Source organism: Rhodococcus sp. IEGM 1318 (assembly GCF_033142465.1).
Classification (GTDB): domain Bacteria; phylum Actinomycetota; class Actinomycetes; order Mycobacteriales; family Mycobacteriaceae; genus Rhodococcus_F; species Rhodococcus_F qingshengii_B.
Genome location: NZ_JAWLSC010000004.1, coordinates 368374 through 382028, shown reverse-complemented (window position 1 = coordinate 382028; position 13655 = coordinate 368374). Strand labels below are relative to the sequence as shown.

At 63.5% G+C, this 13655-nt stretch carries 13 protein-coding genes; 8 read left to right on the top strand and 5 right to left on the bottom strand.

Features of this window, described 5'->3' with window-relative positions; genetic code table 11:
- Positions 1-30 precede the first annotated feature (30 nt).
- The 4 genes from R4P65_RS12685 to R4P65_RS12670 are packed head-to-tail and all read left to right on the top strand — an operon-like array spanning position 31 to position 3557.
- On the top strand, positions 31-1098 hold the full coding sequence (locus tag R4P65_RS12685) for a FecCD family ABC transporter permease (protein WP_019746312.1): 1068 nt from the start codon (positions 31-33) through the stop codon (positions 1096-1098).
- Positions 1095-1889: an ABC transporter ATP-binding protein gene (locus R4P65_RS12680; RefSeq protein ID WP_020905693.1), complete on the top strand. Its 795-nt coding sequence runs from the start codon at positions 1095-1097 to the stop codon at positions 1887-1889. The genes R4P65_RS12685 and R4P65_RS12680 overlap by 4 nt, the downstream gene beginning before the upstream one ends.
- Positions 1886-2866, top strand: a complete 981-nt coding sequence (locus tag R4P65_RS12675) for an ABC transporter substrate-binding protein (RefSeq protein ID WP_317826730.1) — start codon at positions 1886-1888, stop codon at positions 2864-2866. Before R4P65_RS12680 ends, R4P65_RS12675 begins: the two co-directional genes overlap by 4 nt.
- 4 nt (positions 2867-2870) lie before the next feature.
- Positions 2871-3557 carry a SagB family peptide dehydrogenase gene (locus R4P65_RS12670; RefSeq protein WP_317826729.1) on the top strand — a complete coding sequence of 229 codons (687 nt, stop codon included), beginning with the start codon at positions 2871-2873 and terminating at the stop codon, positions 3555-3557.
- 1 nt (position 3558) lies between these two features.
- On the opposite strand, the gene R4P65_RS12665 is transcribed toward R4P65_RS12670, so the two are convergent.
- The 4 genes from R4P65_RS12665 to R4P65_RS12650 form a co-directional block, all read right to left on the bottom strand.
- Positions 3559-3852 (bottom strand): SHOCT domain-containing protein, encoded by a 294-nt coding sequence (locus tag R4P65_RS12665; protein ID WP_019746316.1) that lies wholly within the window; start codon positions 3850-3852, stop codon positions 3559-3561.
- Entirely contained in the window at positions 3849-4301 is a 453-nt protein-coding gene (locus tag R4P65_RS12660) for a DUF6325 family protein (protein ID WP_021342374.1), read from the bottom strand. Before R4P65_RS12660 ends, R4P65_RS12665 begins: the two co-directional genes overlap by 4 nt.
- A 3-nt stretch (positions 4302-4304) precedes the next feature.
- A complete protein-coding gene (locus R4P65_RS12655; protein ID WP_317826728.1) occupies positions 4305-5954 on the bottom strand; it encodes an MFS transporter in 1650 nt (549 codons plus the stop codon).
- Positions 5955-6019: 65 nt separating this feature from the next.
- Positions 6020-7267, bottom strand: a complete 1248-nt coding sequence (locus R4P65_RS12650; RefSeq protein WP_317558968.1) for a hypothetical protein — start codon at positions 7265-7267, stop codon at positions 6020-6022.
- Between the two features lie 18 nt (positions 7268-7285).
- On the opposite strand from R4P65_RS12650, the gene R4P65_RS12645 reads away from it, so the two are divergent.
- Positions 7286-7873, top strand: coding sequence for a DinB family protein (locus R4P65_RS12645; protein ID WP_317826727.1), 588 nt, complete (start codon positions 7286-7288; stop codon positions 7871-7873).
- 1 nt (position 7874) lies between these two features.
- On the opposite strand, the gene R4P65_RS12640 is transcribed toward R4P65_RS12645, so the two are convergent.
- Positions 7875-8054 carry a hypothetical protein gene (locus tag R4P65_RS12640; protein WP_060938715.1) on the bottom strand — a complete coding sequence of 60 codons (180 nt, stop codon included), beginning with the start codon at positions 8052-8054 and terminating at the stop codon, positions 7875-7877.
- Between the two features lies 1 nt (position 8055).
- On the opposite strand from R4P65_RS12640, the gene R4P65_RS12635 reads away from it, so the two are divergent.
- The 3 genes from R4P65_RS12635 to R4P65_RS12625 are packed head-to-tail and all read left to right on the top strand — an operon-like array spanning position 8056 to position 13608.
- Entirely contained in the window at positions 8056-8691 is a 636-nt protein-coding gene (locus R4P65_RS12635) for a helix-turn-helix domain-containing protein (protein WP_317826726.1), read from the top strand.
- A 25-nt stretch (positions 8692-8716) separates the two neighbouring features.
- A complete protein-coding gene (locus tag R4P65_RS12630) occupies positions 8717-10414 on the top strand; it encodes an AMP-binding protein (protein WP_317826725.1) in 1698 nt (565 codons plus the stop codon).
- A complete protein-coding gene (locus tag R4P65_RS12625) occupies positions 10411-13608 on the top strand; it encodes a carboxyl transferase domain-containing protein (RefSeq protein WP_317826724.1) in 3198 nt (1065 codons plus the stop codon). The genes R4P65_RS12630 and R4P65_RS12625 overlap by 4 nt, the downstream gene beginning before the upstream one ends.
- Positions 13609-13655: the final 47 nt, after the last annotated feature.

Genomic DNA, 13655 nt, shown 5'->3' with positions numbered 1-13655 from the left:
CCCTGTGAACCCCACCTATTCAGGAGTGCGATGACGCTGACCAGCGAAGCAGTACCTGATGCCCCGTCGCGTGCGCATCCCGTCGGCGACCGCGGATACGTCCCGTTTCTGTTGGCCACGGCCGTGGTCCTTGCCACCGTCTCTACCGTCGCGGTGTGGTCGGGCGCTGCGTCGCTGTCCTTCGCCGACGTATTTGCGGTGTTGTACGCGCACGTCGGTGGGCCGCCGGTCGACCCGCTGCTCGACCGGATCGTGTGGGGACTGCGGGTCCCGCGCATTCTGATCGCGGCACTGGCAGGTGCCGGGTTATCACTGGCCGGCGCGGTACTGCAAGCGTTGGTGCGCAATCCGATTGCCGATCCGTACATCTTGGGTGTCGGTTCGGGAGCGTCCTTCGGCGCAGTGCTGATCATGACGACGGGCATCGGAACCGGCCTGTCGATCGGTGTTCCGGTGGCAGCCTTCCTGGGGGCCATGGTTTCCCTGATCGCGGTTCTCGTACTGGGTCGGCGCGAGGGAATGCTTGTCCCGCTGCGCATGGTCTTGGCCGGAGTTGCCATCGGCTATCTGCTCTCGGCCGCAACAAGTTTCGTGCAGTTGCGCGCCGATCCGAGTCAGCTTTCGGGAGTGCTCTTCTGGTTACTCGGTTCGGTGAGCGGGGCAGGTTGGTCGGATCTCGGTGTGCCCGCCGCGGTGATCACCGTCTGTGCGGCAGTGCTGTTGACGCAGTCTCGCCAACTCAACGCGCTGGCTATGGGAGACGAGAGCGCGCAATCGGTCGGCGTCGACGTGCGCCGTACCAGGTTGCTACTACTGGTGATCGCGTCGTTGCTGACCGCGGTTGTTGTATCCGTTGCCGGCGGAATCGGTTTCGTGGGGCTACTCGTGCCGCACGCTGTACGACTCCTGGTCGGATCCGACCACCGCAAGCTGCTGCCGGCAACCGCGCTGGTCGGTGCAACCTTCCTGGTGATCGTCGATCTTGCGGCTCGGATGTTGGATGCGCCCAACGAATTGCCGCTCGGAATCATCACCGCCGGATTGGGTGCTCCGTTCTTCCTCTGGTTACTTCGACGCGACGGAGGTGCGCAGTCATGAGATTGTCGGCCAGCGGGATTCACGTCGTTCGAGGTGGGCGTCTGGTGGTTTCCGGCGTAAATCTCGAAGCGCCCGAGGGGAGCGTGGTCGGACTCGTCGGGCCGAACGGCAGTGGAAAGTCCTCCCTCCTGCGCGCGTTGTACCGCTCGATGAAGCCGAGAAGCGGAATCGTGAAGGTCGACGAAGTGAACGTGTGGGACGATCTCTCGCCACGATCCGCAGCGCGCATCATCGGTGTTGTGGGGCAGGAGCATTCATCCGACTTCTCGTTCAGCGTCCGCGAGGTGGTGGCGACGGGCCGGACGCCGCATCACAGCGCATTCTCTCGACTCGGTGAAATCGACCGGGACATCGTCAGTGCCGCACTGGCGCGAACCGGTATGCACGGCTTCGGATCACGACTCTTCGCCGAACTGTCCGGCGGAGAAAAGCAGCGTGTGATGTTGGCCCGGGCGATCGCTCAACAACCGTCGGTGCTGGTCTTGGACGAGCCCACCAACCACCTCGACATCCGAGCTCAACTCGAACTGATGGAATTGGTCGCCGAACTCGGTACTACGACGATTGTCGCGATCCATGAACTCGCTTTGGCCGCAGCGTATTGCGACTACGTCTGTCTGCTCTCCGGCGGGGTAGTTGTCGCGACAGGACCAACGGCCGAGGTCCTCACCGAGGACCTGCTGTCCGAAGTATTCGGGGTTCAGGTGCATCTCGGCACTCACCCCTTGACCGGGCGTCCCTTGCTCTCGTTCGCCCCTCCGCTCCTACACACGAAAGAAGCAGTGTCTTGAAATCCTCGATACGTACTGCCGCGCTGTTGTGCTCGGCCGTTACCGCCACTGCAGTACTGACCGCATGCGGAAACTCCACGGCGGATTCGGCGACGTCGTCGTCCGAGAAGATTTCCGTCACCAATTGTGACCGCGAGGTCACGTTGCCCAAGACGGCGGAGCGGATTGTCTCGCTGTATCCGTCGATGACAGAGCTTCTGATTCAACTTGGTGCCGCCGACCGCATTGTCGGACAATCGAATACCGATCTCTCTCCTCCCAGCCCCGAACTCGCGGATCAGTTCGCGGCCGTGCCGGTACTGAGCACCGGAGTTCCCGCGAAAGAAGCATTGCTCGACGCCCGTCCGGATCTGATCGTCTCCGACGGGGAATACTGGTTCGACGGTGACCGACTGCAGAGCATGGACGAATTGCGTGACCTCGGCATCCCGATCTTCGTGAACAGCGGCTACTGCCACAAGGCGGTCACCGAGGGGCGGATCGACGACGTCTGGTCCGACATCGACGGTCTCGGTGCCCTGACCGGAACAAGTGACGAAGCAGCAATTCTCCTGGCAGATGGCAAGAAGTCGCTCGCAGAAACCGAGGCATCCGCGGCCGGGAAGGAGCCGGTTGCCACTGTGATGGTTCAGGTTTCGGAGGGGCAGTCCTACGCTCTGGCGAGGGGCCTCTACAGCAGCGTGCTCGAGGCGGCCGGGGGAAAGAACCTCTACGAGAGCGACCTTCCGGATGGGAAGTACTTCGGCCAGGTAGCCACCGAATCGATACTCGCGAAGTCGCCGCAGGCAATTCTTGTCGTTTACTCCACCGAGTCGGCTCGGGAATCCACACTCGAGGCTGCCCGCACGGCATTTGCCGGGACGCCTGCCGCGACGTCGAATGCGATCTTTGCCGTTCCGGAGGCGTGGTTCGCCGGTGAATTGGTGTCGATCGACGGAGCTGCCGAGGTATCTCGCCTGCTGCACCCGGGTTCGTGAGGTCTTGACCGCCCTCGAGCGGGTCGAGGCCGTCGTATCGCTGCATGCTGCGCTTGACCGGACGGTGGCTCCGTCGGAGCTACCGTTCGACGAGGGCGCACTGCCCCCGGTGACGTCTGAGTTCGTTGAATTACCGGCGCCGACGCCACTGCCGGCCCGGGACTTTCCGGATATCTTGCAGGCACGACGGAGCCACTACAACCCAGCGCAAGATGCTTTGGGAATCGATGAACTTTCAAATGTGCTGCACCACAGTCTGGTCAGCAGCCCGACGGCCGGTGGGATGCGCGAACTGACGCTGTCGTTTGTTGTCAGCCAACCCGGACACTCGCTTGGAGCCGGGGTGTACCGGTACATCCAGGAAGGCCGTGCTGAGGCCGTCCGGCCGGGTGACGTACAAGGAAACCTTCGAGCGAGCCTTCTCCAGCCCGAGTTCGTCGACGTGTTCCCGGTTCTTCTGTTTGTCGTCGCGAACGTGGAAGCGCCGCTCGAGAAGTACGCGATGCGGCACTACCGCACGATGCACGTGGATGCCGGTGTGCTGGTTCAGAATCTGTACCTTGTGACCGAGGCGATGAGACTTGTGGGCTGCGCCATCGCAGGATTCACGGATGCGCGAGTGGTATCTCTGTTGAATCTCGCGACGACGCAGCTTCCCGTCATGGCTTTTGCACTCGGGCGGCCCAGCTAGTTCAGCCGAGGATGCGCGCCTTCTGGGTCTCGAACTCGGCCTCCGTCAATACGCCGGCATTCTTGAGTTCGCCCAGCTTGGTGAGCTGTTCGAGCTTCGCGTCCATCGACATTTCCGATTCTGCCGGAGCTGCCTGCGGCGGGAGGGGCGGTAGATCGGGAATCGGCGGCACCGGCTGGACCTGCGCTGCGCGGGCCTGATCTTCGGCAGCCCAACGGGTCCGCTGACGGCGCTGAACATTGCCGTGAATGGAGCTTGCGACGGCTACCCGGCCGGCTCGCCTCAAGAAACTCATGCGTCCTTCTCCGTGGTATCCGGTGCGGTGTTGTCCAGTGCAGCAGCTAGTTCGTCCACGCTCAGGTGACCTTCGGTGACAACCTTTGCGCCGCTGCGGGTCCAGGCCTCGATGACCGGCAGTATTGCCAGTTCCTCGTAGACGAGTACGGCGGCAACACTTCCGGCAGCCAACTCTTCACCAACGGCAGCGATGTCGCCGGCGTCGAGCAGTCCGGAGGCAGCGCCGTCGAACTGCGCCAAATCGAAATCTGCGAGTTCGAAGGTGGACGCGGGTACGACGGATACCGATCCGTCGGCGGCTTTGGTGACGAACTCGAGGTCGAGGATGCGGATCACTCCGGAGTCGACGAGAGCGAGCAGCTGCTCGAATCCCGCGGAGGTCGGTGCACCGCCGGGAAACTCGACGGCAACGTACTCGATCGGACCGAATTGGTCTTGGTTGGACATCGGTTACTTCTTGCCCTTCGTGGGTTGCGGTTCTTCCAGAGCAGGTACTTCGTTGGGCATGCGCCCGGCCGGAATGATGGCGAGCAGAGAGAGCCCGGCGAGTACGAGCAGCGAGGTTCGCAGTGCGCGCAGGCGCGCTTCGGTGTTGATCCGGATGGCTTCGTCGATCTGTGCCTGTGTCGCGGAGGTGTTTTCGAGCGTCACGACGAGTTGATCGTTGGGGACGAAGTTGACCTGGTCGAGATTGATCCCTGACTCGACCTTGAGGGATGCCGGGATGATGGGGTTGTCGATCAGCTGCGAGCTGACGAGGGTACCCAGGATTCCGACGGCGAACACGCTGGCCACCGCGATGCCGACGCTGCCGGACATGTTGTGTACCAGTCCTCGCCAGGCACCGACGTCACCGGCCAGTTCCTTGGGAGCTGCGGTGAGGAGGGTGTTGAACACCAGCGCAACGATGGCGCCCTGCCCGAGGCCGAGGGTGATCAGGCCGATGACAACAAAGATCTGATGCCAGTCACCACGAATGGTGAAGGCCAACAGGATGAGTCCAGCGGCAACAACGACGAACCCGGCTCGTGCGATCAGACGCGGGGAGTACGTCTTGTACAGGCGCGCGACGACGGTGCTCGCGATGAAGATCGAGAGTGTGTACGGGATGATCGAGAACGACGTCTGCAAGCTGCTGCGGCCCTGGATGATCTGCATGTACAGCGGAATGAGGAAGTTGGCCGCGGTTCCCACGAACATCATCGTCGCCATGCAAATCGTGGTGGCGCGCTCGGCGCCGGTCTTGAGGACGTCGAGATTGAAGAGCTGAGGCTTGTTCTGCGCCTTGCGACTTCGCGTCCACTGGAAGAATCCCTGCGCGCAGATGGTGCCGAGGACTATCAGGATGGCCGCGGGTGAAACACCGATGACCGAGAACGGCGCAGCGTCGGTGGCCAGGATGACGCCCCACGAGTTCAGGCCGCTGAAACCGAAGCTGAGCAGGATGACGGCAACGGCAGCCAGTGCGGCGCCGGCCCAATCGATGGTGATGTCCTTCTGCGGGGGAACAGGTTTGACACGGAAGCTCAGGACCAGGTTGACCACGGCGAGCGCCACGACGAGGGCGAAGGAGTAACGCCACCCGATGGTCGTCGCGAAGGAACCGGCGATGAGTAGTGCCAGCACACCGGCTGCGGGGATTGCTGCTGCCAGGTAACCGATGGCCTTTGCCTGCTGATCGCCATTGAAGTTCGTGGCGATGAAAACCGTCAACGCGGGGGCGATGAGAGCGATCACGGCGCCGGACGCGGCTTGCGCCACGAACAGCATTGCCGGGCTCTGGCTCAGAGCGACCGCAGCCATCGCGAGACCGTGAATCGCGACGGCAATCTGGAAGACCAAACGCGTCCCGTAGCGGGCGCCGATCTTGGCGCCCAGCAGAATGAAGGCAGCCATGGCAAAGGTGCCTGCGGTGATCGCGGTGCCGACACTTGTTGCAGGAGTGTCGAGATCGGTGGTGATGCCGGCCATCGAGACGGTCAGCGCATTGACGGCGAACGACGCCTGAATCTGCGTGAGGACCACCACGATCAGTGGTAGCCAGGAGGCGGTGGTTACGGCGGCCGACGTATCGGCTGCGCCAGGCTTTACGGACATCATGGGTCACGCCTTCCTCGACACTGCGTGTACTCGCGGCGTGCCCGGATCAGCCACGCACGGTTACATTAGCCGGAATTGTGCTGAATGGTCGCCTGCAAGTGGTTGGTTTCTTCGCGGTAAACCACCATCTCCCGTTGTAAGGCTCGCCGGAAGCGTGGTTGCTCGGCCAGGAGTACGGCCAGGACGGTCAGCAACAGCCACGTCGCGGCCGCGCTCGCGAGGAGCAACAGGACCGGAATCCACGGACCGCCCATCTGCTCGAGCAGCGTCGTCTTCGCCCAGACTCGCCAGTAGAGCATCAGATTGACGATCAGTCCGACACCGTACGAGATGACGAAGGACAGCAGGAACTGCTTCCACGTGCCGTCGTGGCGCCTCGCCGTCATCGGTTCGGCCCGCAGCGGCAAGGCCACGGACATCACGTTGGCGACGCCGAGCCACAGCAGGATCATGGTCAGTACCTGACCGCACGCCTTCACCAGATCAGCACTGCTTCCGGAGCGCCACGCGAGGATGGCACTGAGCAGGAACCCGGCGCTGCCGACGAGAAGCAGCATCATCGCATTCTTCGCGACGAGGACGTGCCAGAGCCTGGTTCCGCCGGACAAAGCAGCACGGACGCGGCCGGCGTCGAAGCTGAGCGCATTGGTGCACACGACGCTTCCGACCACACCCGAGAGTGCGTACAGCGCAAGGTAAGGCAGTCGATCTTCCTTGGCGTCCCACTGGAAGAGGCGAATGAATGCCAGGTACGCCAAGCCCATTCCGAGGCTCAGCCCCAGCCGAAACGCGATCGACCGAGGCTTGCCACCCACGACGTGCCGTGCTTCCTCACGTATCCGGGAGCCGAGGTCCTGCACATGCCGGACGACGGGGTTGCCCGAGTTCAGCGGGACGTAACCGCGGATCGCGGCGGCGATGGTATCGGTGTCTCCGGCATCGAGCGCGGCGACGCGTGCTTCGAGAACCGCAAGGTGGGCGGCGCGCAAGGCTATCCGTGCGGTGGTCACCGCGGCAACGGCGTCGGCCTCGGCCTGCGCGGCGGTGCTGATGCCGGCGTCGGCGGGCAGCGGCGGCTGCAACGTCGTGATCAGTTCGAGTTGGCGAGCCATGTGCGGCGACGGCGACAAACCGCTGTACGACGGTCGGCTCAGCGCTGATCGTTCGTCGTCGAGCGAATCACGCACGGACGCGGCAGCCTTGCGGACGGCTGCCGGGTTGTGCCAGCGCACCGACCGGGCATCACGCTCGGCGGCGACGGCCCGGGATGCAACCTCGGTCAGATCCTCCACCGCTGTCAATGTCTGCTCCACTCGGTTTAGGTTGGTTTCATGACCACCAACTCGGAAAAGGAAGATCTTCAGCGGTACCTGCAGGCAGCACGTGACGCGCTCGTCTGGAAGCTCGACGGGCTGTCGGAGTATGACATTCGGCGTCCGATGACCCGGACAGGGACCAACTTGTTGGGACTGGTCAAACACATGATCGGCGTCGAGCTCGGGTATTTCGGTCCGACGTTCGGCCGTCGGGTTCCCGATCTACCGGCGTGGTTGCGTTCGGAGGAACTCAACGTCGACATGTGGGCCCGCGCCGATGAGTCCAGTGCCGACATCGTCGAAACCTATCGCCGCACCTGGGCTTTCGCCGATGTCACGATCGAAGAGAACGATCTGGATGCCCCCGGCTTCGTGAAGCCCTGGCCGGAGAATCGGCGGGACGTCACGTTGCATCAGATACTCGTTCACGTTGTCGCCGAGCTTCATCGGCACGCCGGCCACGCGGACATCGTGCGGGAGCTGATCGACGGCGCCGCGGGGATGAAAGCGGGCGCCAACAACCTGGCTCCCGGTGATGAGGCGTGGTGGGCCGAGTACAACGACCGTCTGGAGACGGCGGCACGCGAGGCCCACCACGCCTGAACTACTCGAATACCGCTGCCGCACCGATCACCACGACGACGATCGCCGGGCCGACCATGTCGCCGGCCCCACGGGTGATCCGGGAGACGATTTTCTTCTCGCCCATCTTCGCGACTGAGCCGACGAGAACGGCGGCGAGGATGCCGCAATTCTTGACATTGACGTCAACGTCAACACACACTGTGACGGTGACCACCAGCGAAACGCAGGAGCGAGCGCGGACAGCCCGCAAGCTCGGGGACGGTCCACGTCGGGCCGGCCTGCTCGACACCGCTGCTTTCTGTTTCGGCGAACTCGGATACGACGCCGTGACCGTCGAGACCATCACCACCAGGGCTGATGTGTCCCGAGCGACCTTCTACGCGTACTTCTCGTCGAAGGACGAGGTCTTTCGTGCCGTCGCCGAAATGATGTGCCGACGGTTTCTCGACGCCCAGCACATGGAGGGGCCAGCGGCCGAGGATCTACGCGAAGTTCTCAGAACGACCACGTCGGCGTTCATCACGGCCGTGTACACCTACGGGGACCTGCTCGCGGTGATCGAGCACCGGGCGCGGGTGGATTCCGAGGTCGAGCGCAGTTGGTCAGCAGTTCGCGAAAAGCTCGTGAGCCGCTACGTACGCTTCGTCGAACGTATTCGACAGGTTCACGATGTAGATCCCTGCGTTTCGCCCCCGGTGCTCGTTCAGATGATCTCGGACGCACAGATGGCCGGTGGAGCACGACTGAGTAAGGCGAGTGTCGAAGAGCAGAACCAGTTCATTGCAAATATGACGACGATGTCCGAACGGTTGATCGGGTTCGAAGAGTCGAAATAGATTTCTTTTACGAATGGAGTGATCGGTGGCAGAACAAGACGTGCTCGAAGCGGCTCTGGCGGAAATCACTGCGCTGCAGCAGGCGCATTGGCCCGCCGGGATTCCCCGCTCCGTCGAGTATCCGCTCGAAGGCGGGGGACTTGTCGACTACTTGCGGCATTGGGCGCTCGAGCGGCCGGATACTCCCGCAATCGTCTTCTACGGCCGCGTCATCACGTACGCCGAGTACGACGAGCTTTCGGATCGTTTTGCCGGATGGCTGCTTTCGCTGGGCGTCAAACGCGGCGATCGCGTCGGCGTTCACCTGGTCAACTGCCCGCAGTTCCACATCGCGATGCTCGGCATTCTGAAGGTCGGTGCGGTTCACGTGCCGATCAATCCCCTCTTCCGTGAACACGAATTGATTCACGAACTCAACGATGCGGGCGTGACGGTCCTTCTCACGCAGAACACTTTCTCGAAGCTGGTGAAGAAGGTTCGCTCGCAGACTTCACTCGAACACGTCGCGAAGACCGCAGTATCGGACATGCTGACTGCGATCCCCACCGTCGAACTGCCCTTCGAGGTCGACGATCCGCGCCTGAGCGACTGGCAGTCGATCATCACCAGTGAGCGGGCGACTCCCGTTGCCACCGAACTCGATTCCCTCGCCGCCCTGAACTACACGGGCGGAACGACGGGAATGCCCAAGGGCTGTGAGCACACTCAGCGCCACATGGTTTACACCGCGGCCACCGCGACCCTTGCCGGTGGTGACCAGGTGGGTGCCAATCCGCCGGTATCGCTGGTGTTTCTGCCGATCTTCTGGATCGCGGGTGAGGACTTCGGCATTCTGGTTCCGCTCGTCAACGGCGGAACCGTTGTCCTGCTGAATCGTTGGGATGCGGAGACCACGCTCGACGCGGTCGAGACCTACGGTGTGACCTCGCTGGTCGGAACCGTCGACAATTACGTCGAACTGATGGACACATCAGGGTTCTCGGAGCGAAATCTCTCGACACTCCAGAACGCCATGGCAGTCTCGTTTGTTCTCAAACTCGATCCGGCCACGCGCCAGCGGTGGCGCGAGGCTACCGGCGGTGTTCTGCGCGAAGCGAGCTACGGCATGACCGAAACCCACACCGCGGACACGATCACTCTCGGTTTCCAGGACGGCGACTACGACTTGAAAAGCGAGCCGGTGTTCTGCGGAATTCCGGTGCCCGGTACCGACGTTCTGATCGTCGATCACGACGGCAGGCCGGTTCCCGTCGGCGAGCACGGACAGATCATCGTGCGCAGTCCGTCGATCCTTTCCGCGTACTACCGCAACGAGGCTGCCACCGCCGACGCCATTCGTGACGGCTGGTTGCAGACCGGCGATGTCGGAAAGTTCAGTGAGCGTGGTGGTTTGCACTACCTGGCGCGAAACAAGGAAATGATCAAGACCAACGGCATGAGTGTCTTCCCCTCCGAGGTGGAAGCGCTGCTGATGCTGCATCCCGCGATCGAAAAGGCTGCGGTGGTACCGAAACCGGACCAGGACAAGGGGCAGGTGGCTTTTGCGTTTGTCCAGCTGGTCGAGGGTTCCGACACCGCGGCCGACGAGATCGTCTCGTGGGCCAAGGAGAACATGGCTACGTACAAGGTGCCCGAAGTGGAAGTGCTCGAGGCGCTTCCGATGACTGCAACAGGAAAGGTGCGCAAGGGCGATCTGTTCGAGCGCACTCAGGGGGACAAGTGAGACTGCTGATTGCGAACCGCGGCGAAATTGCGCTGCGGATCATTCGAACTGCCCGTGAACTCGGGATCGAAACGGTGTCGGTTTACGCCGAGGACGACGCGTCCAGTCCGCACGTCGCGGCGGCCACGGAGTCGGTGCCGCTCGGAGCGTCGGGCGCATCCGCGTACCTGGATCAGAGCACATTGCTGAAGATCGCGGCCGAAACGGGCGCCACGCACGTGCACCCGGGCTACGGATTCCTCAGTGAGAATGCCGAATTCGCGCAGGCGTGCACCGAGGCGGGCATCGTCTTCGTCGGCCCGGACGCCCAGGTTCTCCGGACTTTCGGCGACAAGGCCAGTGCTCGCACTGCGGCTGTCGACTCCGGCGTACCGGTCCTACCGTCGACATCGGCGAACGCCGACCTCGACGAGGTGCGTGAATTCTTCGAGCGCAACTCCCGCGGCATCATGATCAAGGCGCTCAGCGGCGGCGGTGGCCGCGGCATGCGTGCGGTGCGCGACCCGAAAGCGCTCGACGACGCGTACCGTGTGTGTGCGACCGAAGCCCAGTCGGGATTCGGCAGTTCGGCACTGTTCGCCGAGGTACTCAGTGAGCACGCTCGGCACATCGAAGTGCAGATCGTGGCGGCGCCGGGGCAAGGCGGAACCCACGCGCTCGCTCTGGGTGACCGTGATTGCAGCGTCCAACGTCGGCATCAGAAGTTGATCGAGGTTGCGCCCGCGCAGGGGCTGTCGGGGGCCCTGCGCGAGCGTCTTCACGCTGCGGCCGCAAGGCTGTGCGCCGAGGTCGGCTATCGAGGCATCGCGACGGTCGAGTTCCTGGTCGAGGAACGCGGGTTCGTCTTCCTCGAAGTCAATCCCCGAATTCAGGTGGAGCACACGGTGACCGAGGAGGTCACCGGAATCGACCTCGTCGCCGTGCAACTCGCGATCGCGGACGGGGTTCAGTTCGAGGACCTGGACCTGCCAACCGGAATTACCGCCGTCGAGAAGGTATCGGAGACAGTCGGATCCGTGGCGTCGGCGTCGGGGATCGCGATACAGGCCCGCGTCAACATGGAAACCATGACGCCGGACGGCAATGCGCTGCCGTCGTCCGGCACGCTCGAAAACTTCAGTCCTCCGGGCGGGCCCGGCGTGCGAGTGGACACCTTCGGTACGGTCGGACTCTCGCCGAGTGCGCGTTACGATTCGCTGCTGGCGAAGGTCGTCACCCACACGCGTCGATCGGATTTCCCTGCCGCTGTGCGCAAGTCGATTGCTGCTTTGAGTGAGTTCACCATCGACGGCGTGGCGACCAACCTCGAATTCCTGCAGGCACTACTGTCGGACAAGGACTTCCGCGACGGCCTGGTCGACGTCGACTGGTTGGGTTCTCGATTGGCGGACCTCGTTCCCGAAGCGGGCCCACAAGCTCCCTCCGCGAGTGTGGACATCGCGCCGGACGAGGACGTGGTCCGTGCACAGATGGCGGGAATCGTCGTCGAACTTGCCGCAGTCGGTGACGGCGTCCATGCGGGTGGCCAGGTTGCCGTCCTCGAAGCGATGAAAATGCAGCATGTTCTCTCGGCGCCCGGTGACCTCGAAGTGGTCCGGATCCTGTCGTCACCGGGGAGATCGGTGAGTGCGGGCGAACCGTTGCTCGTCGTCCGTAGCGCAAGCGCGGGATCGAAGCTCGCCGAGGTCGACGAGGTGGACCTCGACGACGTACGTCCCGATCTGGCGGAGATCATCGCTCGCCACGAGGTGACCCTGGATGCGGCGCGGCCCGCGGCAGTGGCGAAGCGCCACAAGCTGGGGCGGCGGACTGCTCGCGAGAACGTCTACGACCTGGTCGACGACGACAGCCTGGTCGAGTACGGCGCTCTCGCACTGGCTGCGCAGCGCAGTCGGCGAAGCGAGGAAGACTTGATCGCCAACACTCCTGCTGACGGTCTGATCGGCGGAGTGGCGACCATCAGCGGCGGCGAGAGCGTCGTGATCTCGTACGACTACTCGGTGCTGGCCGGTACCCAGGGCATGCGCAATCACGCCAAGACCGACCGCCTGCTCGAGATCGCCGATCGCAAGCGGGTTCCGGTAGTGCTGTTCGCGGAAGGTGGCGGCGGTCGCCCCGGTGACACCGATGCAGGGGCGGGAGCGGGCCTGGAACTGGGGACCTTCCGCGCGATGGCGGCGCTGAGCGGGCGGGTGCCCATGGTCGCTGTCGTGTCCGGTCGTTGTTTCGCGGGCAACGCGGCCCTGGCCGGTGCCTGCGACGTGCTGATCGCGACGCCCGACGCCAACATCGGCATGGGCGGCCCTGCCATGGTCGAGGGCGGCGGGCTCGGAAACTTCCGCCCCGAGGACATCGGCCCCATCGACGTGCAGCGCCGTAACGGCGTCGTACACCTGGTGGCTGACGACGACGCTCATGCGGTGGCGCTGGCCAAGCAGTACCTCGGCTACTTCCAGGGCGCGAGCCAGGCGTGGACGGCTCCGGATCCGCGGCTCTCCCGGCACGTGGTCCCGGAGAATCGTCTGCGCTCGTACGACGTTCGTGGAGCGATCGAGGCGATCGCGGACGTCGACAGCGTCCTGGAACTGCGTCGAGATTACGGTCGCGGTGTAGTGACGGCACTCGTTCGTGTCGAAGGAGTTCCGTACGGTGTGCTGGCGAACAGCAGTGAGCATCTCGGCGGAGCGATCGACGCGGAAGCCTCGGACAAGGCTTCGGATTTCCTGGAACTGCTGGAAGCGCACCGCATTCCTCTGGTGACCCTTTGCGACACACCGGGATTCATGGTGGGTCCGGACTCGGAGGAGGAGGCGACGGTCCGAAGGTTCGGCAGATTCTTCGTTGCCGGTGCTCGCCTCACGGTGCCGTTCGGAACGATCATCCTGCGCAAGGGTTACGGGTTGGGCGCCATGGCGATGGCCGGTGGTTCCTTCCACGCACCCGAGTTCACGGTGGCGTGGCCGACCGGCGAGATCGGGCCGATGGGTCTGGAAGGTGCCGTGCGCCTCGGTTTCCGTAAGGAACTCGAATCCGTCGAAGACCCGGAGGCTCGGGAAACTCTGTTCGGTCAGTTCGTGGAACTGGCCTACGCACAGGGCAAGGCGCTGATGGCGGCGACCACGTTCGAACTGGACGATGTCATCGATCCCGCCGACACCCGCGCCTGGATCAGGCAGCTCGGCAGAAACAGTTGAGATCCTGCTGATTCGAGCTGTTGCCGCACGTGGGCAGGGCAACTAGC

What these genes read in the sequence shown, in the direction of transcription:
- R4P65_RS12685 (WP_019746312.1), top strand. Translation starts at nt 31, where the DNA reads ATGACGCTGACCAGCGAAGCAGTACCTGATGCCCCGTCGCGTGCGCAT.
- R4P65_RS12680 (WP_020905693.1), top strand. Translation starts at nt 1,095, where the DNA reads ATGAGATTGTCGGCCAGCGGGATTCACGTCGTTCGAGGTGGGCGTCTG.
- R4P65_RS12665 (WP_019746316.1), bottom strand. Translation starts at nt 3,852, where the DNA reads ATGAGTTTCTTGAGGCGAGCCGGCCGGGTAGCCGTCGCAAGCTCCATT.
- R4P65_RS12660 (WP_021342374.1), bottom strand. Translation starts at nt 4,301, where the DNA reads ATGTCCAACCAAGACCAATTCGGTCCGATCGAGTACGTTGCCGTCGAG.
- R4P65_RS12655 (WP_317826728.1), bottom strand. Translation starts at nt 5,954, where the DNA reads ATGATGTCCGTAAAGCCTGGCGCAGCCGATACGTCGGCCGCCGTAACC.
- R4P65_RS12645 (WP_317826727.1), top strand. Translation starts at nt 7,286, where the DNA reads ATGACCACCAACTCGGAAAAGGAAGATCTTCAGCGGTACCTGCAGGCA.